We start from the raw sequence: 21,962 nt of genomic DNA, 5'->3' as shown, positions 1-21,962 counted from the left end.
GCGGGCGCGGACCACGGGCAGGGAGAGCTGACGTCCCGCTATGGCGGAGCGCCGCGCCCCGGGGAGGGCGCGGCGCCGAAGTGCCGGGTGCGGACCGTCAGTTGAATAGGCTGACCGGGCCGTAGGAGGCGGTGAACTCGATGTTCGGGAAGCAGATGCTCGGGCCGGAGGTCTTGGTGAGGGGCTGCTTGACCAGGTCGATCTGCGTCTGGCCGTTGGTGACGTTGCCGTTCAGGACGCTCGCGTGCAGGACGCAAGTGGCGGTTCCGGCAAGCGTCTTGAGGACGGCGGTGGCCTGGATCACGCTGCCTGCGGAGGGGGTGAGAGCCACCGGGTAGCCGGCCGTGTCGGAGATGCTGAGCGTGTAGGGCAGGTTGTTCAAGGTCAGGCTGGTCACGGAGGTGACGCCGGGCACGTTGGAGGTGCAGCCGCTGAACGTCAGCACGTTGACCGGGCCGGACAGGGTGGGTGTGTTCGGGTTGGCGGCGAGTGTGCCGTCGATGTGGGAGGCGGTGCACTTGACGCCGGTGGTGGTGCCCGGGTTGTACATCGTGGCCACGGTGCCGTAGGCGAGGTCCGTGGACAGCGGGCCGCCGATGTTGATCGTGTGGAGAGCCGGGGTTCGGGTCATGGCGTCGGCGGTTCCGGCCGGGAGGGCGATCAGGGCGGTGGTGGCGGCCAGGGCGGCGGTTCCGGCGAAGAGGCGGTTGCGCACGAGGGTTCCTTCCGGTGGGGGAGCGGGTGCAGGCGCGCACCACGGGCAGGGAGAGTTGACGTCCCGCTATGGCGGAGCGCCGCGCCCCGGGGAGGGCGCGGCGCCGAAGTGCCGGGTGCGGAGCGTCAGTTGACGAGGACGACCTGGCCGTTGCCCGGAGCGGTGTCGGTGACGGGGCCGTAGGAGGCCGTGAACTCGATGCTGGGGAAGCAGATGCTCGGGCCGGAGGTCTTGGTGAGGAGCTGCTTGACCAGGTTGATCTGCGGCGGGACGTTGGTGGCGTTGCCGTTCAGGACGCTCGCGTGCAGGACGCAAGTGGCGGTTCCGGCAAGCGTCTTGAGGACGGCGGTGGCCTGGATCACGCCTGCGGAGGGGGTGAGAGCCACCGGGTAGCCGGCCGTGTCGGAGATGGCGAGCGTGTACGGCAGGTTGTTCATGGTCAGGCTGATCACGCCGGTGACGCCGGGCACGTTGGAGGTGCAGCCGCTGAACGTCAGTGTGTTGACCGGGCCGGACGCGGTGCCGCTGGTGGTCGGGGAGACGAGGGGGTTGGTGCCGACGGTGCCGCCGATGTGGGAGGCGGTGCAGGTGACGCCGGTGGTGGTGCCGGGATTGAACATGGTTGCCGCGGTGCCGGTGACCAGGTCGGCGGAGAGCGCGTCGCCGGCGTTCACGGCGACGCCGCTGCTGGTGTAGAGGAGGGGCCCGGCCACGGTGGCGTTGGCGGTGCCGGTCTGGAGGGCGACCAGGGCGGTGGCGGCGATCAGGGCGCCGGCGCCGGCGACGAGACGGTTGCGCATGAGGGTTCCTTCCGGTGGGTGGGGCGTCCGGTGAGGGGTGGCCGCGGCCGGGTGGCCGGGGCGCTGCTCCGGGGGTGCGGAGCGCGTGCCCGCCCGCGGGGGCGGGCACGAGTCGGTGGGGGAGCGGCCGGCGGCCGCTTCATGAACGGGTCAGTGGGCGGCGCTGGCGTTCATCGCGGCGGTCAGGTCGGAGAGGCTCTCGTCCAGCGCGAAGTTGGCGTTGGTCTGCTGGAAGCTCACCGAGTTCTTGCCGGGCGTGGCGGGCAGGTTCATGGTCCAGTTGATGATCTGGTTGAGCGAACCGAGCAGGCCGCAGCCGTTGGCGCCGGGTACCGAGAAGGTGTTGTCGACCAGGTTCGCGTTGTTCTCGGAGATCACCAGCGCGTTGTGGCCGTTCGGGTCCATGTTGAGGTCGACGGTGCCCGGGTCGCCGGTCATGGGGGCGGTCGGCGCGGGCGGGGCGGTGGTGCCGGTGGTGGGCTTCAGCACCAGCGGCGCGGAGTTGGAGCCGACGTAGCAGTCCGGGCCGAACAGCGCGTTGAACAGGTGCAGCTTGATCGGCAGCTGGAAGACGGGGTACGGCTCGCCGGTCGCCATCGGGGTGAACTTGGTTACGGGGCCCGCCAGTTCGACCTGGGCGAAGACGCTGGTGATGCCCGGCAGGAAGTTCGCGATGCCCGGGATGGTGATCTCCACCATCGGCGCGCTCATCAGCGGGCCGTTGGTGGGCGGCACCACGGTGTACTGGTTGGCGGTGGTGCCGTCCGGGAAGGTCACCGTGGGCCCGGACTTGTCCCAGTAGAAGCCGAACTGGAGCTTGATCGGGGAGTTGAACGGCACCACGGTGCTGCCCAGGGTGAACTTGCCGCCATTGGTGACCGACACCATGCAGCCGACCTGGAGGTTCGCCGGGTTCGTCATGGCGGGCGCGGTCAGCGGGCAGTTGCCCATGCCGGTGTACGGCCCGCCCGGTGCGGCGGCGGAGGCCGGGACGGTGCCGGCCAGCAGCGCGGCACTGGCCAGCGCGGCCGGGACGGCGAGGCGGCCGAGCAGCCGCCGGGAGCCGCGGCGGGCGGCGGGGCGGTCGGAGCTGCTGGCGGAGTGGTCCGGCTGGGTACGGCGCATGGTGGGGGAACTCCTCACGGCAAGGGGTCGGGGGGTGGCGGGCCCGTGCTGGACGCTTCAACGGCGATGCGACATACGGGTGTTCGGCGAGTGGGCGGGTCGCTCGACGCCACGAGCGGCCGGCCCGACGGCGCACGGCTGCACCTGCCGGCGGGCGGTCCGTGGTACCGGGGCGGTCGGTACCGCCGGGGCGGAACCTGGTGCCGGGGCGGAACGTGATACCGGGGCGGAACGTGGTACCGGGGCGGAACGTTGGTGCCGGGCGCGGCGCCCGGGGTCGCGAGGGCGCCGACAGTCGGGGCGGAAAATCACCCGGGGCCGCGCCTTCACAGCGCGGGGTTACCGCCGGGTACATCGCCAAGTTCTATGGGGGGTCGGACGGCAACGTCAAGGAGATGTGCGGAAGTTGGCAGGTCGGTGAGCGGAGTTCGAGTGCCCCCTCGACCCAATGGCCTCACCTGTCACAGAAGTTGACTGATGTTCAGATGTGTGGGGACGGTGCGCGAAGTATTGACCCGCCATGTACCCCGGGGTAACTTCCAGACAGCTCGCAGGGTATGAGATAGATCGTCAATTCCGTTGCAGGAAAAGATCGTTGACGCATCCGTCCACGCCAGGACCTCACCGCCGGCGAGTAGCACATCCCCCACTCGAACCCTCTGGAGCTGCACATGCCCCACCCCGCAGAACAACCCGCCGCCACCGCCTCGGGGCGTGGCCGGGTCCGGCTGCGCCGCGCCGCACTGATGGCGATACCCGCCTGCGTGACCGCCGGCGTCCTGGTGACCCTGACCGCGCAGAACGTCCTCGCCAACCAGTTCTCCATCTCCGGCATGGCGTTCGAGGTCACCGCCGACCGTTTGCACGGCACCGGGGTCGCGCAGTTCGGCGTACTGGACAACATGATCGAGAACAGCCCGAACGCCGGCGACACCGGCGGCCAGCTGTTCCTGATCCAGACCGCCGTCAAGTCGGCCGACCTGACCAAGCTCTGCCAGAGCGTCAACCTGGGCGGCATCAACCTGCTGATCACGGCGGGCGACAAGGGCACCCCGGTGCACGCAGAGAACCTCACCACCGACTCCGACCTGATGAGCGGCGAGGCCGAGTTCAAGGGCCTCGAAGTCGGCCGTGACGCCAGCACCTTCGACAAGGGCCCGGTCCAGGGCCCGCCCGGAATGTTCGGCCAGCAGGGCGACGAGGTGACCGTCGACCACTTCCGCCAGCGGAACTACGCCACCACCGCCGGAGTCTTCAAGCTGCCCAACATGCACCTCAGCTTCAGCACCGATGGCTGCTGAGTTCGACTCGGCACCGGACCGGGCGGCCGAGAACACCGCGGCCGCCCGGCCCACCGGTCCCGAAAACCCCGCCGTGGACGCCCCGCCGGCCGCTCCCGCCCGCACCGGCTTCGCGGGCTGGCGCGACCGCCGCCCGTTCTGGGGCGGACTGCTGGTCACCCTGGCCGGCGCCGAGATCCTGTTCACCGAAAAAGCCCCGATGCACATGGTCATCCGCATCGGACTGCTCGGCCTGGCCGGCTACGTCATCCCGACCCTCATGGTGCTCTGCGGACTGCTGCTGATCTTCCACCCCGTGCAGCGGCTCTTCTACTCCCTGGTCGCGGTCCTCGCCACCCTCGGCAGCTGGATCACCTCCAACATCGGCGGGTTCTTCATCGGCCTGCTGCTCGGCCTGGTCGGCAGCACCCTGGCCTTCGGCTGGCTCCCCGACCAACCCTTGAGCAAGCGCAAGGCGCGCCGCCTCGCCGAACACGAAGCGACCCCGGTCTAGGCCGGGGCGGCCCACGGCGCGGGAGCGTGGCCTGCGCCGTGCGTACCGTCCGCGGCCCCCGCACACCGAGCGGTCGGGGGCCGCGGACGGCATTCCCGCGTCCGCCTGCTGCCGCCGCCTCCGCCTGCCGTGGCCTCCGTTCGGCGCGGACGGCGCGGACGGCGCGGACAGCGCTCCGGTGTACGGCGTACGCATCGCACCCGTCGCACGCTTGGTAGCTTGAGCCGAGGACGGCCCAGCAGTGGCCGGGCGAACAGAACAGGACGGTCCGGTGCGAGTACTGCGATGCGGGAGCGACGCCGTCCTGGTCGAGGTCGACACCGCCGACCAGGTCCAGCAGCTGCACGGTGCACTACGCACCGCACCACCCACCGGCGTCACCGAACTCGTCCCCGCCGCCCGCACCGTGCTGGTCCGCTACGACCCCCGCGTCACCGACCCGCACCGCCTGCGTGCCGCCCTCGCCGCCCTGCCGCGCACCGCCGCCGCCCGCACCGCCGACGAGCCCGACGCCGTCCGCGTGCCCGTCCGCTACGACGGACCCGACCTCGCGGAGGTCGCCGCACGCGCCGGGCTGACCGAACGCCAGGTGATCGAACGGCACACCGCCGCGCACTACCGCGTCGCGTTCTGCGGCTTCGCCCCCGGCTTCGCCTACCTCACCGGCCTCGACCCGCAACTGCGCCTGCCCCGCCGCAGCGAACCCCGCACCCGGGTGCCCGCCGGATCCGTCGCCGTCGCTGACGAGTACACCGGCATCTACCCCAGCCCCTCGCCCGGCGGCTGGCACCTGCTCGGCAGCACCGCACTCACCCTGTGGGACCCCGCCGCTGACCCGCCCACCCGACTGCGCCCAGGCACCGCCGTCCGCTTCGTCGAGGTCGTCGACGCCCGGGAGAGCGCCGGGAGCGGATCATGACGCGCGCCGAACTGCTGGTCGTCCGCGCCGGGTTCGGCGCCACCGTGCAGGACCTCGGACGCCCCGGGCTGGCCGCGCTCGGCGTCGGCCGGGCCGGGGCCGCCGACCGCGACGCGCTGCGGCTGGCCAACCGGCTGGTCGGCAACCCCGAGGATGCCGCCGGCCTCGAAGCGCCCATGGGCGGACTCGAGTTGGCCTTCCCCCGGGCCACCACCTGCGCGCTCACCGGCGCCGACTGCCCGGCCTGGATCGACGGCCGCGCCGCCGCCGCCCGCACCCCGCTGCGCGTCCCCGCCGGCGCCCGGCTGCGCCTCGGCACCCCCACCCGCGGCCTGCGGGTCTACCTCGCCGTCCGCGGCGGCCTGGACGTCCCCCCGGTGCTCGGCTCGTGCGCCACCGACACACTCGCCGGAATCGGCCCCGACCGGCTGACGGCCGGCCAACTGCTGCCCCTCGGTGACGCCGCCACCGGCTGGCCCACCGCCGACCACGCCCCGCGACCCGCCCCCGCCGACCGCACCGTGCTGCACGTACTGCCCGGCCCGCGCGAGGACTGGTTCACCGCCGGCGCACTGCGCACCCTGCTCACCGAGCCGTACACCGTCACCCCCGACAGCGACCGGGTCGGCATGCGGCTGGACGGGCCCGCCCTGGAGCGCGCCCGCACCGGCGAACTCCCCTCCGAGGGCATGGTCGGCGGGGCGCTGCAGGTGCCGCCGTCCGGGCGGCCGATCCTGTTCCTGGCCGACCACCCCGTCACCGGCGGCTACCCCGTCATCGCGGTGGTCTGCCGGGCCGACCTCGGCGCCGCCGCGCAGGCCCGCCCCGGCGACACCCTGCACTTCCGGCTGAGCTGAACTTCTGTGGTGCTCAGCCGAGTTGCACCACCCGCGCCCACTCCGGCGGTCGCTCCGGCCGATAGTTCGGATCGTCCTCGTTGATGTGGGAGGGGCGGCGGAACAGGCCGACCACCGTCCGGCAGGCCGGCTGGCGGGACGGCCACGCCGTCTGGCCGTCCGTCAGCGCCACCACCACGTCCGGGGTGGGGCGCAGGCGCAGCGCGGCCGCGAAGCCCTCCCGCAGGTCGGTGCCGCCACCGCCGACCAGCGTCAACATGCTGTCGCCGCCGATCCGTTGGACCTGCCCGGCGGCGGCGTCGCAGGAGATCACCGACAGTAGCTCGCGCCGCCCGCCGAGGGTGCGGGCGATCGCGGCGATCTCCAGCAGCGCGGTGCCCAGCTCCTGGTCGCTGACCGATCCGGAGGTGTCCACCACCACGGCCACCCGCGGCAGTTGGTGGCGCAGCGCGGGCAGTACCACGCCCGGAAGGGCGGTGGCGCGGCGCGCCGGGCGGCCGTACGTGTAGTCGGAGCCCGCGCCCGCGCCGGCCACCGCCGAGCGGACCGCCGCGCCGAGCAACTCCCGCCACGGCTGCGGCGGATGGAACGCCTCCCGGGCCCAGCGCCGCCAGCCCGCCGGGGTCTCGCCCGGCCGCCCGAGGATGCCCTCGGCGACCCGGAACCGGACCAGGTCGCTCTCGTGCGGCTGGAGCCCCTGGCTGCCGTCCGGGCCGAGCTCCCACCCGCGGTCCAGGCCGTCCGCGCAACTTCCGCACTCCACCCAGCCGGTGAGGTCGGTTTGCGGGCCGAGCGTGAACCTCGTCAGGTACTCCTCCATCAGCAGGCCCGGCGGCAGGCGGAGGGTCTCCGGGTAGACGGCGTCCTGCGGGCGGACCAGGCCGTCGCCGAACACGTCGTCGTTGATCTCGCAGTCCGCCGCCAGGTTGATCCGCAGCCGGCCCTCCGGCCCGTACAGCCGGTACTTGCGCATCGCCCGGTCGCCGCGGGCGGCGTGGTCGCGCAGCAGGTGGGAGACCTCGTGCACCCAGATCGAGGCGAGGTCCTCCTCCGACCGGGCGGCCACGAACGCGGGGGAGACGTAGCAGCGCCAGTACCGGTCCACCGCCATGGTCGGCACCTGCGCCGATTCGACCACCTGCATCGCGAACAGCGCGGTGGCCAGGTACGGGCGGGCCCGGACCGCCTGCAGGCGGGCCGCGTACAGCTTCTCCAGGTCCAGCGGCGGCCCGGCCGGGCGGGGTGCGCGCGGGTGGGGTGCGCACTGTTTCGGGTTGTACGGCCGGTGCGGGACGGGTGCGGGGCGGGGCTTCGGCGGGCGCGGCTTCGGCGCGGTTGACGCGGGTGGGGTCGGTGTCGATGGGCCCGCGGCCGGGCGGTGCGTGCTCATCGGCGGCCCGCGCCGGCGGCGGTCACCCGGGCGGCGGCCCGGTCGGCCCGGCGGGACAGTTCCAGCGCGCCCGCGAACCGTTCGATCAACGCCGGTACCTCCCAGTCGGGTTGGCGCAGTGAGGTGAGCGTGGTGACGGGTACCACCAGCACGTCCGCGGTGCCGGTCTGCAACGCCCGCGCCATCAACGCCCAGGCGGCGTCCCAGCGTTGCCGGGTCGGCCGGGAGCGGACGGCGGCGACCACCGCGTCCAGCACGGTCTGCCGCAGGTCGCCGCGGGCCGGCAGTTCGGCGTTGTCCGGGTCGGCGAGCAGGTCCTCGGGGGCGGGCAGGTCCATCCGGTCGACGACGGCCAGCAGTTCGAGGCCGGGCCCGTCACCGACCGTGCCGCGCACCAGCATCGACAGCACCTCGCGGGACGAGCCGGCGGCCGAACCGAACGCCAGCAGCCGCACCGTCATCTCCCAACTGCGCGGCGAGGGCCAGGCCCTGCCGCGCCGGGTCTCGGCGGACGGCAGCCGGTGGGTCAGTTCGGGTCGCACCGTCAGCAGGTCGCACACCGCGCGGCGGGCGAACTCGACGGCGGCGGGCAGCCGTTCGGCGTCCAGCCGGGGCAGTTCGGCGCGCGGCCACACCCCGCCGAGGCCGCGCACCACCACCTGCGGGTCGTGCATCCAGTCGAGGTGGACGAACCGGTTGGCGAGCGGTGCGCTCAGCTCCCAGCCGTCGGCGGCCGAGGCGCGCGGGTTGGCCGCCGCCACGATCCTTACGCCCGGCGGGAGTTGCAGCGCCCCGATGCGGCGCTCCAGCACCAGGCGGAGCAGTGCCGCCTGCACGGCCGGTGGGGCGGTGGAGAGTTCGTCGAGGAACAGCAGCCCGCGGCCCTGCCGGACCAGGCGCACCGCCCAGTCCGGCGGGGCGAGCGGCACACCGTCGGTGGCCGGGTCCGCGCCGATCACCGGCAGGCCGGAGAAGTCGGACGGCTCGTGCACGCTGGCGATCACCGTGGTGAGCGGCAGGTCGAGTTCGGCGGCGAGCTGGTTCAGCGCGGCGGTCTTGCCGATGCCCGGTTCGCCCCAGAGAAGGACGGCGAGATCGGCGGCGACGGCGAGGGTCAGGGCCTCGATCTGGAGGTCCTGGCGGGGTTCGGTGGTGGACTCGGCGAGAAGCGTCAACAGGTTGTCGGCGACGGCGAGTTGGGCAGTGGAAGGCATGGGTGATCACCTGGGGAGGGAAGGGTCGGATCCCGGCGCTTCGGGTTGCGCCGGGCGAAGGTCAGTGCCGGTGTGCGAAGGCGCAATGGGTGCGGAGGCACCACCGGTGGCCGCGTGGCGGGCGGGGACGGTGCGGGCGGCCGTTCGGCAGCGGTTCGGACAGCGCGAGTGCGGCTGTGCGGGCACGGCGAAGCCGGCCGGGGTCGAGCCCGGCCCGGTGCAGCGCGGCCGTCTGCCGTTGGCTGTCGTCCTCGGCGAGCCGGTCGGCGAGCGGTCCGGGGAGCAACGGTGCTTCCCCGCCGATCACTTGACGGACGGCCGTGAGCGCGCCGGACCGGTCGCCGTGCAGCAGCCGCTGCATGATGGCGTCCAGGTCGTCGGGCTGCCGGTGCGCGCGGTCGATGGTCTGCAGGCAGGGCAGCGGTGGGCCGCCGAACGCCAACAGCAGTTCCTCGCGCCGCAGTTGCTCCGGCGGATGGTCCAGTGCGGTGAGCCGGCCGTCCACCAGCGCGAGCCGGTGCCGGGCGCCCCGGCAGTCCACCAGCAGCGGATCCGCCGGGGACGGCGGCGCCGCGCGCGCCGGGCGGTGGCCCGGGACGAGCGCCGCCGCGACCAGCGGATGCAACCGGTCGGCGTCCAGCGCCCCCGAGCGAAGCAGCCACACGTCGGGCGGGGCCCAGGTGGCGGCGTACGGGAGCACCGGCAGGCCGCGCGCCGCACGCAGTTCCGCGCCGACGGCCCCGTCGGTGGGGTCGAGCAGCAGGAACCGGCGGGCGGACAGCCGCACCGCGACCGGCGTGTCGGGCGGGAGCCCGTCCGCCGTACGCAGCAGCCGTGCCTCGAACTCCCATCCGGCGTCGGCGAACTGACTGTCCGTCAGATCGCTTGTCCGGTCGGCGAGTTCGGGGGCGCGGCGGGCGTCCCAGAGGTGTCGGTGCAGGTCGAGGCGGAAACGTGGCTGCGGGCGGCCCGCCGGGGCATCCGCGCGCCACAGCGAAAGTCCGATCCGCTGGTCCGATGCCGCGTGGCGCGGCGCGGTGTGCGCCACCAGGTGGAACGCGGCAGGTCCGTCCCGCGGGTAGCGGGCGAGCGTGGCACGCAGCCCCGGCCGCAGCAGCCCGTCAGGGGCCGTCCGCGGCAGGTGCCAGCGCAGCAGGTCCGGAGCCAAGTGGCGCAGGTCGGAGCGCAGTTGACCGGCAAGCTCGGAACCGTACGCGCGGGCGACAGCCCGGACGTCGAGTTCCACGTCGAACCGGGCAGCAGCGCAGGCGCCGCCCCAGTCGCCGGCCTCGCGGCGGGCGGTGGCGGTATCGATCATGGCCGGGGGAACGGCGAACTGCCGTACGTGCGGCCAGAAGCAGGTACGAGTGTCCTCGTCCATCAGCGAAGTGTCGTGCATCAGCACTCACTTCGAAGGGACGGGACCTCCAATCCGTGAGTAGTCATCGCCGGTGATCTTAGCTGGTCACCGGGCGTGCTGTCAGCCCCGTTCGGTGGCGGGGCCGCGCGGCGTAGGGTGGCGGCAGGGAGAACCAGGGAAGATCAGGGGCCGGGAGGTGCACGGCGGTGACAGGCGGGTGGCGGCGGCCGGTTCAGGTGCTGCGGCGGAGGCTGCTGCGGGAGATCAACGCGACGGTGCACGGCGCCGACCTTCATATGGAGCGCTACGACCGGCCGCTGGGCGACCCCGGGCTGTTCGGTCCGTCCAGCGTGGTGTGGCGGGTGCACGGACACCCCGCCGGGATGCTGGTCGGCGGATTCGCCGCGCTGATGCTCCAATCGCTGCACCCCGTGGCGATGCGCGCCGTCGCCGAGCACTCCGACTACCGCACCGACCCCACCGGGCGGCTGCACCGCACCGCGCGGTTCGTCTCCACCACCACGCTCGGCTCCTCCGCCGCCGCGGAGGCCGCGATCGCGGGCGTGCGCCGCATCCACCGCCACGTCCGCGGCTTCGACGCGACGGGCCGGCCGTACCGGGCCGACGATCCCGAACTGCTCTGCTGGGTGCACACCGCGGAGGTGTCCTGCTTCCTGCTGGGGCACCAAGTCTTCGCCGGGCAACGGAAGTTGACCGGTGCCGGGTGCGATGCGTACCTGTCCGAGGTGGCGCTGATCGGCGAACTGCTCGGCGCGGACGGGGTACCCGGCTCGCGCGCCGAGGTCGCCGCCTACCTGGCCCGGGTGCGGGGCGAACTACGGGCCGGCCCCGAGGCGTTGGATGCCGTCGCGCTCCTGCGAGGCTTCGGGCGCAGCCGGCGCGAGCGGCTCGCGGTGCGGGTGCTCACCAACGCGGCCGTCGGGCTGCTGCCCGGCTGGGCCCGCAACGAACTCGGCATCCGCCGCCCCTGGCCGGTACGCCGCCTCTGGGACCGCCCACTGGCCCGGCTGCTCGGTGCGGTGATGGTGTGGGCCTGCGGCCTGTCCCCGATCAGGGCTGCCGCACACGCCCGGGCGGAGGCCCGCGTCGGGACGGCGGGGTGACGGCGGGCGGGCGACGTCGGGCGGGCGGGGAAGCGCGGTGAGCTGAGCGCCCGCAGAGCGTGGAAGCGGCCGCCGTCCGGGGCTGGGTCCGGAATTGGCGGCCGTTTCGGGATCGTCGGCGTTCGGTGCTGGGCACTGTGGGGAACGCGGGTGGGCCTCAGTACTGGGGCCGACGGCCGTGGTTCGCCTTGTGCCTGGCGCGGGCCTTCTTCTTGCGGCGTCGCTTGGACGACATGGCCACACTCTCCTCTCGCGACAGCGGACAACGGGCCCCCCGTCCACCGTGCGCCTGTCGTCGCGATGGTGCCAACCGGGCGCCGGGGACGGTCCGTTGCGAGAAGAACGCGGAGCGCGATGGCCGGGTGCGGCGGCGGATCGGGACGCACCATGGAGACGAGGGGGCGACGACTGCTGCGGGAGGCGAGATGTCGCATCACACGCACGGAACGCACGGAACGCACGACGCACCGGCCGACGAGTGGCCGCCCACCGAGACTCCGGAGGCCGAGATGACCGCCGAGGGCTCGCCGCCGCCGGACGAGAGCGAGAAGACGGCGGAGGACGGCCCCGAGTTCGCCGTTCCGGTGTCCTCGCCGCCGGAGCCCGAGGAGGACTGACGGGAGCGGCCCCCAAGCCTGGCGGGAACCGGCGCCGAGGGCGGTTTGGGCGGCGGATCGCGGTTACACGGACGGGCACACCAGTTCGTCCGTCGATCCGACTGTCTGATCGCCAGGAGGAAGCCGATGACCGTGATCTCTCGTCTGCCCGCCGCCATCGAGGACGAGTGGGACTGGCAGCTGCAGGGCGCCTGCGGGGCCGCCGACTCCCGGCTGTTCTTCCACCCGCCCGGCGAGCGCGGCCAGGCCCACGACGACCGCGACCGGGCCGCGAAGGCGGTCTGCGCCCGCTGCCCCGTCCGCGAACGCTGCCTGCGGCACGCGCTCGCCACCCGGGAACGCTACGGGGTGTGGGGCGGCCGCAGCGAGGAGGAGCGGCGGCACATGCTGCGCCGGCGGCGACGCAATCGCGGCCGGTGAGGCAGTCGCGGCCGGCGACGCAATCGCGGCCGGTGACGCAATCGCGGCCGGTGACGCAATCGCGGCCGGTGTGGCAGTCGCGGCCGGTGTGGCAGTCGCGACCGGTGAGCGGCGCAGAGAGAGGCGGCCTCCGATCGCAGGGGGCCGCCTTCGCGGTTGCCGGCGCGCGCGGCCTACGCGCGTAGCCGGGAGGCGTCGATTTCCGCCCAGATGGACTTGCCGCGGGCGTGCAGGTCGGCGCCCCAGCGGTCGGCGGTGCGTTGCACGATGTACAGGCCGTGACCGCCGGGGAGGCCGGGGCGGTGGGGGGTGCGCAGGGCGGGCAGGACGGACGAGGCGTCGGAGACCTCGACCCGCAGGCGGGCCGGGGTGGCGTCCAGGACGAGTTCGAGCGGGCCGCCGGCGTGCAGCATGGCGTTGCCGACGAGTTCGGCGACCAGCAGCACGACGTCCTCGCCGAGGTCGGCGTCGGACGGGGTGGACCACGACCAGTCGGCGAGCGCCTCCGCGGTGAACGCGCGGGCCCGGGCCACCGGCCGGGGGATGCCCGCCAGCCGCAGCCGGCGGCGCTGGCCGCCGGGGGGCAGGACCGCGCCGGCGTCCGGGCGGTCGCCGTCCAGGGTTCCCCGACTGGGCGTCACGGGCGGGTTCCCTTCGGTCTCGACGGCAGGCTCACGGGTCGGTTGCCCGGCCGGGGCCGGATTATGCCTGGTGCGGCGGACGGTACGCGGACGGAGGGTCTCACCGGTCGGCGTCGAGGGCCGCGTCCACGGTGTCGTGGATGGTGAACACGGCTTTCGCGCCGGTCAGTTCGAGCAGGTGCCGGACCGGCCCGGAGAGCGCCGCGAGCCGGAACGGCAGTTCGGTGTCGGCCGCGGTCATCCGGGTCTGCAACAGCAGGTTCAGCCCGGACGAGTCGCAGAAGTCGACCCGCCCGAGGTCGATCACGAGCGTCCGGAGGCGCTGGGCCAGCAGTTGGTCCAGCGCCTCCCGGGCGGGCTCCAGGGTCTCGATGTCCAGATCGCCCGACAGCGTGCACACCGCCGCGTTCGACGGCGTGTGCCGCACCTCCACCGCCAGGGGGGCCACGGGCATGTTCTCGGCTGGCATCCTCGTCCTGTTCCCTCGACCGGTCTGGTTCGACCATACGCACGGCGGGCGCGACGGTCGAGGCCGGGTGCGCTGTGCGGTGGGGTGGCCGGAGTCAAAAGCCCTTGTGCTATGGGGAATTGACGTAACGTCAGATCTCGTCGCCGTCGGCGGTCAGGCCGGTGCGCAACCTGGCCAGGGTGCGGGACAGCAGCCGGGACACGTGCATCTGGGACAGGCCGAGGCGGGCGCCGATCTGCGACTGGGTGAGGTCCTCGGTGAATCGCATCGAGAGGATCAGCCGTTCGCGCTCCGGGAGTTGGGCGATCAGCGGCTTCAGCGCGACCAGGTGCTCCACCAGCCCGTACCCGCCGTCCACCCGGCCGAGGCGTTCGGCGGGCTGCTGCCTGTCGCTCTCGCCGGGGACGGTCAGGTCGAGCGAGCCGGCGGTGTGCGCGTTGGCTGCGGCCAGGCCCTCGATCACCTGCTCCTCGGGCAGCGACAGGTGCGCGGCGAGGTCGGCGACGGTCGGCTCGCGGTCCAGCGTCTGCGCCAGCGCGTCCTGCGCCCTGGCCAGGTCGAGGCGCAACTCCTGGAGCCGGCGCGGTACATGGACGGACCAGGTGGTGTCGCGGAAGTGGCGCCGTATCTCGCCGACGATGGTCGGCACCGCGTACGTGGTGAACTCCACCCCGAGGCCGGGGTCGAAGCGGTCGATGGCCTTGATCAGGCCGACCGAGCCGACCTGCAGCAGATCCTCGTACGGCTCCTTGGTGCGGCCGAAGCGGCGGATCGCGAACCGGACCAGCGTCAGGTTCAGCTCCACCAGCGTGCTGCGGACGTACGAGTACTCACGGGTGCCCTCCTCCAGGCCCGCCAGACGGCGCAGCAGCACGCGGCTCAGCTCGCGGGCGTCGGCGGGCGTGGCGTGGGTGGGTTCCGCGAGGGCGCCGGCGGGGTCCGCGAGAACGCGGTCCGGGTGGGTCGGGTCCGCGAGGGCGTCGGCCTGGGTGGCCGAGGGCGCTCCGAGCGGCTCGGAGGTCGCCCCGGCGGGTGCGGACAGGAGAAGTTCATCAGTGGGCACAGGCATGCCTTTCCTTTCCTCGTCTCCGGCCGGTCCGTCCCCGGGTACCCGATCGGCTGAGGGTCATGCCTGGCAAACGTGTGAAGTTTCCGTGCCTGCACTCCCCCCGGCTGCCGGTGCATGCCGGCCGGCGGACGGGGCAGGCGCAGCGCGGACGCGGACCGCAGCCGGGCGGCCGCATTCGGTGAGGAGAGGAGAACACCATGGGCCGGATCGAGGAATCCGTGGAGATCGACGCCCCGATCGAGGCGGTCTACCGCGCGTGGACCGATCGCGTGTCGCTGCCCGCCCGCCCGCCCGCCTGCATGCGTGGCGGAGCGGGCCGCGGGGCCGCCGCCACCGAGGTGGTGCGGCTGGAGCGGATCGCCTGGAGCGGCGGCGAGGACCGGGCCGGGCACTCCGGCGTGGTCACGTTCCACCGCGCCGGGGCCGGCATGGAGGACGGCACCCGGTTGATGCTGCAGCTGGACACCGAGCCGCACGGCCTCTGGGACCACCTGGTGGAGGGCCTCGGCTTCACCGACCGGCACGTCATCGACGACCTCGCCGCGTTCAAGGCGGACGTCGACCGGCACCGGCCGGGCCTGGCCGCCTGAGCCGTTTCCGCTGCCCGCGCAGCGGTGTCAGCGGCGGGCGAGGCGCCGTTCGCCGCCCGCGCCGGTGGCGTAGTCGAGGTTGTAGTGCGAGAACACCTCGGGTTCCTGTTCGGCGGCCAGGATGCCGTCGGGGTCGATGGACGGCGCGCCCTTCACGAGGTTGCGGTCGTACGGGACCCGCACGTAGTCCGGCCCGACCACCGCGTCCGCGACCGGCACGAACACCAGGCGGCGTTTGCTGAACATCGGGCCCACCGTGACGGTGGCGAAGGAGGGCAGGTCGGTGGCGGTGTCGACGTAGATGTTCTCCAGGGTGCCGATCTTCTTGCTCTCCTGGTCGACCACGTCGTGCCCGCGCCACTCGCGGATTTCGGTGATCTTGATCATTGACGGCCTCCGATGGCTGGACGGTCCGCCGGGGGTACGGCCTGCTCGGCGGTGCGGCCTGCTCGGCGGTACGGACCATGGCGGGACGAGGGGTTCCCGACCCGTCCATGGTCATCGACGGTGGTCGGGTCCGCCCGTTCGCGCGTCGGTGTCCGGCGCGGGCGTGCGCGCCTCGGTGTCCTGCAGGAGCAGCAGTCCGGCCAGTTCGTCGAGCAGCTCGGCGACCCGGCGGGCCTGCTCCGGGTCGGGGACGGCCCTGGCGATGACGGGTTCGGCCGGTCGGGCGACCCGGGCCCTGATGTAGCCGCAGGCGAGTTCGGAGGCGCGCAGCAACGTGCGGCGGCCGTCCGCCGGGTCGGGCGTGGCGTCCAGCAGGCCGCGTTCGCGTAGCCGGGCGACCGAGGTGGAGACGTGGCTCTGCGCGAAGCCGGTGCGGACCCGGATGTCCTGCACCGAGGTGTCCGGGTGCCGGTACACGTCGGAGATCACCGCGATCTCGCCGGGGGAGAGGGTCGCCGAGGCGTGGTCGGTGACCATCTCCCGGCCGAGCTCGGTCAGTCGCTTGCCGAGCCGCAGCAGTCGTACGCCGTCCATGCGCGGCAGAATACATCTTCACAGATGCATCGGTACCGATGTAGTTTTCCGGCATGACGACCCAAGAGCCGGTCACCCCCGGCCTGCCCGCCGCCGATCACCTGAGCCCCGTGTCCCGCACCGCCCTTGCCGTGGCCCGGGGCCGCGCCTACGAGAGCGCCCAGCCCGACCCGCTGTTCGTCGACCCCTACGCGCTCGCCTTCGTCACCGCCGCCGGCCAGCCGCCGCGCCCCGGCAACGGCAAGCCGCTCGGACCGCTCGCCCGCCGCCTGCTCATGCACGGAATCCTGCGCACCCGCCACTACGACGACCGGCTGCTCGCCGCCGACACCCGCCAGATCGTCGTGCTCGCCGCCGGCCTCGACACCCGAGCCCACCGACTGTCCTGGCCCGACGGCACCCGCCTGTACGAGATCGACCTGCCGCCCGTCCTCGCCTTCAAGGAGCAGGTCCTCACCGCCCACGGCGCCCGACCGCAGTGCGAGCGCACCGCGCTGCCCGCCGACCTCACCGGCCCCGACTGGCCCGAACGGCTCCGCGCCGCCGGCTTCGACCCCGAGCAACCCACCGCCTGGCTCGCCGAAGGGCTGCTGGTCTACCTCGACGCCGACCAGGCAGCCCAACTGCTCACCACCGTCGGCGAGTTGTCCGCCACCGGCAGCCGCCTGCTGGTCGAACAGGGCCGTGATGTCAGCCGCACGCCCGTCGAGGAGGGCCTCACCGAGATGACCGCCCTGTGGCGCGGCGGCCTCGGACCCGGGACGGCCGACTGGCTCGACGCCCACGGCTGGACCACCCGCTTCACTTCCCTCGAGGACATCGCCGCCACCCACGGCCGCACCCTGCCGCCCGCCACCGGCACCGTCACCAACGGCTTCCTGGAGGCCGTACGGACCTGACCGCCAACGCCGCTGCGGCACCCGCCCGTTCGCCATCGAGCGGGCGAACAGGCCGATGCCGCAGGCGGGTTGATCCGATCAGGAGGTCGCGCGGTGCAGGAAGGCGTCGCGGTGGCCAGCGCCGCGGAGTCCGGTGGCGCACCGATGGGGGGCGCTCCCACAGGGGACCTGGTACATCGCCCGGGGGTGACACCCCCGGGCCGGTCCGCATTGACGCGGGGCGGGTCGCGGTGATGGAGTCCGGACCGGGTCCGATGTGGGTCTGCCCTGATGGGAGGCTGGTTTCGATGGCGGGTCGGTCGATCACCGTGGTCGGGGAGTGCGTCGCCGACGCGTTCGTGGAGCGCGGCGCGGCGCGGCCGGGGGAGCTGGCACTGCGGGTGCTGCCGGGCGGGGGTCCGGCGAACACCGCGGTGGCGCTGGCGCGGCTGGGCACGCCGACGCGGTTCCTCGGGCGGATCTCCACCGACCCGTTCGGCGAACTGTTCCGCGCTCACCTGGCCGGCTCCGGCGTGGACCTGTCGGGCACGGTGCGGGCCACCGAGCCCAGCACCCTGGCACTGGCCGCGCTCGACGGCGACGGCCACGCCGACTACTCGTTCCACGCCGAGGGAACCGCCGACTGGCAGTGGACGGAACGGGAGTTGGCGGCGGCGCGCGCCGACGGCGCGGTGTGCGTGCACACCGGTTCGCTCGCGCTGGTACGCGAGCCCGGCGGCCCGCGGATCGAGGACCTGCTGGCCGAGGTGCGGGCCGGCGCCACCGTCTCGATCGACCCGAACGTCCGCCCGCTGCTGGTCGACCCGGCGAACTACCGGCGCCGAATGGCCCGTTGGTGCTTGCTCGCCGACATCCTGCGCCTGAGCGCCGATGACCTGGCCCACCTGCTGCCCGGCACCACCCCCGAACAGGCCTGCGACCACTGGCACGAGGCCGGCGCCCGCCTGGTGGTGATCACCCTGGCCGAGAACGGCGCGCTCGCCTCCCTGGACGGCCGACGAATCCGGGTGCCCGCGCCACCGACCACCGTGGTGGACACCGTCGGCGCGGGCGACTCGTTCACCGCCGGCCTGCTCCACTCGCTCGCCGAACAGGGCTTCCTGGGCGGGAGGTTGGACGCGCTGACGCTCGACGGCCTGGAGCGGGCCTGCGAATTCGCGGCGCGGGTAGCGGCCCGGACGGTGGCGGTGGCGGGCGCCAACCCGCCGTGGGCGGGGGAGCTTTGAGCCAGGCCTCGATCACCAGGGCAGTGGGCCGTCCTCGTTGAAGAACTGGCCGCTCGGCCCGCCGGCGGGCAGGGTGGCCAGGCGGATGGCGATCGTGGCGCCCTGGGTGGGGGTGCGGGTGCCGCGGTGGTCGTTGAGGTCGGTGGCGCAGTAGCCGGGGCAGGCCAGGTTGACCAGGATGTCGGTGTCGCTCAACTCCTTTGCGTACTGCACGGTTACGGCGTTCAGGAAGGTCTTGGACGGGCCGTAGGCGGCCGAGGTCGGGCCGGTGAACGCCTCGGGGTCGGACTGGAGCGTCAACGACCCGACGCCGCTGGACATGTTGACGATCCGCGGGGCGGCCGAGCGGCGCAGCAGCGGCAGGACGGCGTTGGTCACCCGGATCACCCCGAGCACGTTGGTCTCCATTACCTGCCGGATTCCCGCCAGGTCGGCCGTGGTCGGCTCCTGGCGCCAACCGCCTGCCACCGCAGCGTTGTTGACCAGGACGTCGAGCCGTCCGAAGCGCTCCGTCAGCAGCTCGGCGGCAGCCGTCGCGGAGTCGTCGTCGGTGACGTCGAGCGGCACCCCGAACGCGTCCACGCCACGGGCACGCAGGGTCCGCACCGCGTCCTCGCGCCGCTGTGCGTCGCGGGCGCCGACGCCGACCTGCCAGCCCAACGCGCCGAGGCCCGCTGCGATTTCGTATCCGATGCCCTTGTTCGCGCCGGTCACCAGCGCCACGGTCCGCCCGTTCGTGTTCTCGTTCATGCCGTCCATGCTCCGGGCCGGTCCGGTCCGGTGGCAAAGACCGATCCGGTTGCCCGGCAATACCGTGCGGGTATCGCCGTAGGCTGGTCCGGTGGAGACCAGGGAACTGCGCTACTTCGTGGCCGTGGCAGAAGAGTTGAGCTTCGGACGGGCGGCGCGGCGGCTCGGAATGGCGCAGCCGCCGCTGTCCCGGGCGATCGCGCAACTGGAGCGGCGGCTCGGCACCGTCCTGCTGGAACGCGACAGCCGGGGCGTGGCACTGACCGCCGCCGGGCGGGTGCTGCTGCGCGAGGGCCGTACCGCGCTGGCCGCGGTGGCCGCGGCCGAGGCGCGCACCCGGCGGGCCGGGCAGCCGCCCGGGCTGGTGGTGGCCGCGAAGGCCGGCGCGTCCACCGAGCTGCTGGCGGCGCTCCTCGACGCGTACGCCGCCGGGACCGACCCGGAAGCGAGCCCCGTGCCGGTGGACGTCCGGCTGTGCCAATTCGGCGAGCAGGGACGGCTGTTGCGCGAGGGCGAGGTGGACGCGGCGCTCCTGCACCTGCCGTTCGACTCCACCGCCGGACTGGACACCGAAGAACTGCACACCGAAGGCCAGATCGCCCTGCTCCCGGCCGGCCACCACCTGACCGGCCGAACCTCGCTCCGGATGGCCGACCTCGCCGACCTGCCCGGACTGCCCGCGCCGCGCTACCCGCGCCACGACGGCAGCTACCCCGACGGCCCCGGCCCGGCAATCCGCGACCACACCCAACTCTCCCAGTTGGTCGCCCTCGGCCGGACCCGCGCCGTCCTCCCCGATTCCTCTCGCAGCCTGCTGCGCCCGGGAGTTGCCGTCGTCCCCGTGCTCGACGCCCCGACCGTGACGACCGTACTGGCCTGGGCCCCGGCCAGCCGGTCCCGCCCGCTGGCCGGGCTGGTCCGGGCGGCGAGCGTGGCCTTCGGCGGCGCGAACGTGGCTGTTGGCGAAGGCAGTTGACCGGACCGGTCAGCGTTCGGCGAGGTTCTCGAGGGCGGGTGGCTGCCAGGTGTAGGTGGGGGCGGAGCGGTCGAGCAGGACCCTCGCGGGGAGGCGTCCGGCGAGGGTGAGTATGCCGTCGCGGAGGAGGACGCCCGGGCGGGAGTGGGTGGCGACCAGGCGGCCGATGGTGTGGGAGCCGGCCACGATGCGGGAGGTGCGGGGGAGGCGGGCTTCGGAGTAGGCGCGGAGGGCGGCGAGTGGGTCCGAGGCGTGGTGCGGGGAGGGGAGGGCGGCGAGTGGGTCCGAGGCGTGGTGCGGGGAGGGCAGGGCGGCGGCGAGGACCAGCGCGTCCTCGATGGCCTGGCAGGCGCCCTGACCCTGGAACGGCGACATGGCGTGCGCGGCGTCGCCGAGCAGCGCGACCCGTCCGCGGTGGAACGCCGGCAGCGGGTCGGTGAGCGCCCAGACGTCGTTCCGCAGTACCCGCCCGGCGTCGGTGCGGCCGAGCAGTTCGGGTAGTGGGGCGCACCAACTGCCGTACCGGCGAAGCATTTCGGCGTGCTCGTCGCCGTCATCGGCGCGCTGTCCCGCCGGTGCGAGAGCGGCCGCGTACACGTACACCCGCCCGCCCGCGAGCGGCACGATGCCCGCCAGCGCCCCGCGTCCCCACACCTCGCCGACGGCGGTCGGCGGGTGGCCGGGGTCGTCGATGACGGTGCGCCAGGTGGTGAATCCCGAGTAGCGCGGCCCGGGATGGTCGGGGAAGAGCTGGGTGCGGGTGGCGGAGCGGATGCCGTCGGCCGCGACGACCAACGAGGCCTCGTGCCGGCCGTCGCCGGTTTCGACCAGGGCGGGAGTGTGCGCGTCGCCGGCGTCGAGCACGGTGGCCGGCGAGTCGGTGCGGACGGTGCCGGGCGGGAGGGCGTCCAGCAGCGCGGCGATCAGCTCGGCCCGGGCGACGCCCAGCACCGGATCGCCGAAGTGCCGCTGCACGGCCTCGGTGTCGGTCCGGGCCAGCCACCGGCCGGACGGGCGGCGCAGACCGACGGCAGGGTGCCGCACCGCGAGGGCGCGCAGGCGCGCGCCGACACCGAGAACGTCCAGTGCCCGCAAGGCATTTGGAGCGAGAGCCAGCCCCGCGCCGACCGGTTCGAGGCTCGCGGCGCGTTCGTGCACGGTGGCGGGGATGCCGCGCTGGTGCAGGGCGAGAGCGGCGGCGAGGCCGCCGATGCCACCACCGAGAACGATTGCGGGGCGGGCGTTGTGGGCGGGGTGCGAGGCGGACGGCATGGCGAAGCTCCGATCGGCCGACTGGACTGCAGCTGTAGTTCCGGGTGCTGAGGCAGAGCGTACTACGGATGTAGTGTGCTGGGGCCGGCGGAGGCCGAGCGGATGGCCCGCAGGGCGGACCGGGGCGTCCAGTGGACGGTGGCGCCCGGGCGGGTGGCGAGGTAGACGGCGGATTGGGCGGGCGTCCAGCCGTGGGATTCGGCGAGGCCGGTGGCGATGGCGGTCAGGTAGGCGGCGGAGGGCGGGTTGAGGTCGGCGTCCGTGACCGTCCACGGGGAGGTGAAGGTGAGGACGGGGATCCCGTCGATGCTGCCGAGGCGGAGCAGCATCTCGTAGTGACTGGGGCCGAGTTGGTCGCGACCGGTGGTCAGAGCCCAGGTGAGGTCCAGGCCGGCGCCGGGTTCGCGGCGCATCTCCTGCGCGGCGATGTCGCTGAACTGTCCAGCCGTGAGGAGGTGGGCCCGGGCCGGCATCTCGCCGTGGCGGGACGGGTCGTAGAACCCGATGCCGCCGCCCCACAGTGGCGACTCGTGCGCGAAGTACAGGATCCCGGGCAGTCGGATCGGCAGCGACCGCGCGGGCGGTGTGCGGTCGCGAGAACCCCGGTGCGTGCGGGCGGCGCCGGTCGGGCGTCCGCCGGTGAGGTAGCGCGCGAGGCGGTCGGTGCTCATGTTCGACCCGTACGCCGCGTACCACACCAGCGCGCTGGGGCCGGTCGGCGCAGGTCGGGGGCGGGTCTCGTCCATGTCGCAGA

Annotated in this window: 25 protein-coding genes; 11 read left to right on the top strand and 14 right to left on the bottom strand. The window is 73.8% G+C overall.

The genetic code is table 11. The features are described 5' to 3' along the window. Positions 1 to 97: 97 nt before the first annotated feature. The 3 genes from ACFYST_RS33755 to ACFYST_RS33745 form a co-directional block, all read right to left on the bottom strand. The gene (locus ACFYST_RS33755; protein WP_387867967.1) at positions 98 to 715 is read right to left on the bottom strand and encodes a Tat pathway signal sequence domain protein; all 618 of its coding nucleotides are present in this window, start codon (positions 713 to 715) and stop codon (positions 98 to 100) included. A 125-nt stretch (positions 716 to 840) separates the two neighbouring features. Further along, entirely contained in the window at positions 841 to 1,515 is a 675-nt protein-coding gene (locus ACFYST_RS33750; RefSeq protein WP_387649802.1) for a Tat pathway signal sequence domain protein, read from the bottom strand. 150 nt (positions 1,516 to 1,665) lie between these two features. Then, entirely contained in the window at positions 1,666 to 2,640 is a 975-nt protein-coding gene (locus tag ACFYST_RS33745; protein WP_387649805.1) for a hypothetical protein, read from the bottom strand. A 671-nt stretch (positions 2,641 to 3,311) separates the two neighbouring features. Between ACFYST_RS33745 and ACFYST_RS33740 the strand changes: the two genes are divergently transcribed. The 4 genes from ACFYST_RS33740 to ACFYST_RS33725 all read left to right on the top strand — a co-directional run bounded on the left by ACFYST_RS33740 (position 3,312) and on the right by ACFYST_RS33725 (position 6,210). After that, on the top strand, positions 3,312 to 3,941 hold the full coding sequence (locus tag ACFYST_RS33740) for a DUF6230 family protein (protein ID WP_387649807.1): 630 nt from the start codon (positions 3,312 to 3,314) through the stop codon (positions 3,939 to 3,941). Further along, a complete protein-coding gene (locus tag ACFYST_RS33735; protein ID WP_387649810.1) occupies positions 3,931 to 4,434 on the top strand; it encodes a DUF6114 domain-containing protein in 504 nt (167 codons plus the stop codon). The genes ACFYST_RS33740 and ACFYST_RS33735 overlap by 11 nt, the downstream gene beginning before the upstream one ends. A 271-nt stretch (positions 4,435 to 4,705) precedes the next feature. After that, a complete protein-coding gene (gene pxpB, locus ACFYST_RS33730; RefSeq protein ID WP_387867964.1) occupies positions 4,706 to 5,353 on the top strand; it encodes a 5-oxoprolinase subunit PxpB in 648 nt (215 codons plus the stop codon). Then, positions 5,350 to 6,210 carry a biotin-dependent carboxyltransferase family protein gene (locus tag ACFYST_RS33725; RefSeq protein WP_387867961.1) on the top strand — a complete coding sequence of 287 codons (861 nt, stop codon included), beginning with the start codon at positions 5,350 to 5,352 and terminating at the stop codon, positions 6,208 to 6,210. Before pxpB ends, ACFYST_RS33725 begins: the two co-directional genes overlap by 4 nt. Positions 6,211 to 6,223: 13 nt before the next feature. Here the strand turns inward: ACFYST_RS33725 and ACFYST_RS33720 are convergent, their stop codons facing one another. From ACFYST_RS33720 to ACFYST_RS33710, 3 genes are all read right to left on the bottom strand, one after another. Then, positions 6,224 to 7,600 carry a VWA-like domain-containing protein gene (locus ACFYST_RS33720; protein ID WP_387867959.1) on the bottom strand — a complete coding sequence of 459 codons (1,377 nt, stop codon included), beginning with the start codon at positions 7,598 to 7,600 and terminating at the stop codon, positions 6,224 to 6,226. Then, a complete protein-coding gene (locus ACFYST_RS33715; protein ID WP_387867957.1) occupies positions 7,597 to 8,814 on the bottom strand; it encodes an AAA family ATPase in 1,218 nt (405 codons plus the stop codon). Before ACFYST_RS33715 ends, ACFYST_RS33720 begins: the two co-directional genes overlap by 4 nt. 61 nt (positions 8,815 to 8,875) lie before the next feature. Then, on the bottom strand, positions 8,876 to 10,213 hold the full coding sequence (locus ACFYST_RS33710; protein ID WP_387867955.1) for a hypothetical protein: 1,338 nt from the start codon (positions 10,211 to 10,213) through the stop codon (positions 8,876 to 8,878). Positions 10,214 to 10,380: 167 nt separating this feature from the next. On the opposite strand from ACFYST_RS33710, the gene ACFYST_RS33705 reads away from it, so the two are divergent. The 3 genes from ACFYST_RS33705 to ACFYST_RS33695 all read left to right on the top strand — a co-directional run bounded on the left by ACFYST_RS33705 (position 10,381) and on the right by ACFYST_RS33695 (position 12,335). Then, positions 10,381 to 11,298, top strand: a complete 918-nt coding sequence (locus ACFYST_RS33705; protein ID WP_387867953.1) for an oxygenase MpaB family protein — start codon at positions 10,381 to 10,383, stop codon at positions 11,296 to 11,298. A gap of 425 nt (positions 11,299 to 11,723) precedes the next feature. Further along, on the top strand, positions 11,724 to 11,915 hold the full coding sequence (locus ACFYST_RS33700) for a hypothetical protein (RefSeq protein ID WP_387649827.1): 192 nt from the start codon (positions 11,724 to 11,726) through the stop codon (positions 11,913 to 11,915). 126 nt (positions 11,916 to 12,041) lie between these two features. Then, positions 12,042 to 12,335 (top strand): WhiB family transcriptional regulator, encoded by a 294-nt coding sequence (locus tag ACFYST_RS33695; protein ID WP_387649830.1) that lies wholly within the window; start codon positions 12,042 to 12,044, stop codon positions 12,333 to 12,335. A 173-nt stretch (positions 12,336 to 12,508) separates the two neighbouring features. On the opposite strand, the gene ACFYST_RS33690 is transcribed toward ACFYST_RS33695, so the two are convergent. The 3 genes from ACFYST_RS33690 to ACFYST_RS33680 all read right to left on the bottom strand — a co-directional run bounded on the left by ACFYST_RS33690 (position 12,509) and on the right by ACFYST_RS33680 (position 14,514). After that, entirely contained in the window at positions 12,509 to 12,976 is a 468-nt protein-coding gene (locus tag ACFYST_RS33690) for an ATP-binding protein (RefSeq protein WP_387649833.1), read from the bottom strand. Between the two features lie 100 nt (positions 12,977 to 13,076). Next, positions 13,077 to 13,430: an STAS domain-containing protein gene (locus ACFYST_RS33685; RefSeq protein WP_387649835.1), complete on the bottom strand. Its 354-nt coding sequence runs from the start codon at positions 13,428 to 13,430 to the stop codon at positions 13,077 to 13,079. A 145-nt stretch (positions 13,431 to 13,575) separates the two neighbouring features. Beyond that, positions 13,576 to 14,514, bottom strand: a complete 939-nt coding sequence (locus tag ACFYST_RS33680; protein WP_387649838.1) for a SigB/SigF/SigG family RNA polymerase sigma factor — start codon at positions 14,512 to 14,514, stop codon at positions 13,576 to 13,578. Positions 14,515 to 14,711: 197 nt separating this feature from the next. Here ACFYST_RS33680 and ACFYST_RS33675 point away from each other — a divergent pair, with 197 nt between their 5' ends. Then, complete coding sequence (locus tag ACFYST_RS33675; RefSeq protein WP_387649840.1) at positions 14,712 to 15,104, top strand: hypothetical protein; 393 nt, start codon at positions 14,712 to 14,714, stop codon at positions 15,102 to 15,104. Positions 15,105 to 15,131: 27 nt separating this feature from the next. On the opposite strand, the gene ACFYST_RS33670 is transcribed toward ACFYST_RS33675, so the two are convergent. Together ACFYST_RS33670 and ACFYST_RS33665 are read right to left on the bottom strand one after the other, a co-directional pair. After that, positions 15,132 to 15,491: a PRC-barrel domain-containing protein gene (locus ACFYST_RS33670; RefSeq protein ID WP_387649843.1), complete on the bottom strand. Its 360-nt coding sequence runs from the start codon at positions 15,489 to 15,491 to the stop codon at positions 15,132 to 15,134. A gap of 111 nt (positions 15,492 to 15,602) precedes the next feature. Next, entirely contained in the window at positions 15,603 to 16,085 is a 483-nt protein-coding gene (locus ACFYST_RS33665; RefSeq protein ID WP_387867950.1) for a MarR family transcriptional regulator, read from the bottom strand. Positions 16,086 to 16,138: 53 nt separating this feature from the next. Between ACFYST_RS33665 and ACFYST_RS33660 the strand changes: the two genes are divergently transcribed. After that, a complete protein-coding gene (locus ACFYST_RS33660) occupies positions 16,139 to 16,984 on the top strand; it encodes an SAM-dependent methyltransferase (protein ID WP_387649848.1) in 846 nt (281 codons plus the stop codon). A 287-nt stretch (positions 16,985 to 17,271) separates the two neighbouring features. Further along, positions 17,272 to 18,210 carry a carbohydrate kinase gene (locus tag ACFYST_RS33655; RefSeq protein ID WP_387867948.1) on the top strand — a complete coding sequence of 313 codons (939 nt, stop codon included), beginning with the start codon at positions 17,272 to 17,274 and terminating at the stop codon, positions 18,208 to 18,210. A 12-nt stretch (positions 18,211 to 18,222) separates the two neighbouring features. Here ACFYST_RS33655 and ACFYST_RS33650 read toward each other — a convergent pair whose 3' ends face one another. Beyond that, positions 18,223 to 18,960, bottom strand: a complete 738-nt coding sequence (locus ACFYST_RS33650; protein WP_387649852.1) for an SDR family oxidoreductase — start codon at positions 18,958 to 18,960, stop codon at positions 18,223 to 18,225. Positions 18,961 to 19,051: 91 nt separating this feature from the next. Between ACFYST_RS33650 and ACFYST_RS33645 the strand changes: the two genes are divergently transcribed. After that, the gene (locus ACFYST_RS33645) at positions 19,052 to 19,936 is read left to right on the top strand and encodes a LysR family transcriptional regulator (RefSeq protein WP_387867945.1); all 885 of its coding nucleotides are present in this window, start codon (positions 19,052 to 19,054) and stop codon (positions 19,934 to 19,936) included. A gap of 9 nt (positions 19,937 to 19,945) precedes the next feature. Here the strand turns inward: ACFYST_RS33645 and ACFYST_RS33640 are convergent, their stop codons facing one another. Together ACFYST_RS33640 and ACFYST_RS33635 are read right to left on the bottom strand one after the other, a co-directional pair. Then, positions 19,946 to 21,208, bottom strand: a complete 1,263-nt coding sequence (locus ACFYST_RS33640) for an FAD-dependent monooxygenase (RefSeq protein WP_387867942.1) — start codon at positions 21,206 to 21,208, stop codon at positions 19,946 to 19,948. 62 nt (positions 21,209 to 21,270) lie between these two features. After that, positions 21,271 to 21,954 carry a histone deacetylase gene (locus ACFYST_RS33635; RefSeq protein WP_387867940.1) on the bottom strand — a complete coding sequence of 228 codons (684 nt, stop codon included), beginning with the start codon at positions 21,952 to 21,954 and terminating at the stop codon, positions 21,271 to 21,273. Positions 21,955 to 21,962 lie beyond the last annotated feature (8 nt).

Source organism: Kitasatospora sp. NPDC004614, from assembly GCF_042873675.1.
Lineage (GTDB): Bacteria > Actinomycetota > Actinomycetes > Streptomycetales > Streptomycetaceae > Kitasatospora.
This window is presented reverse-complemented; position numbering and strand designations above follow the sequence as displayed.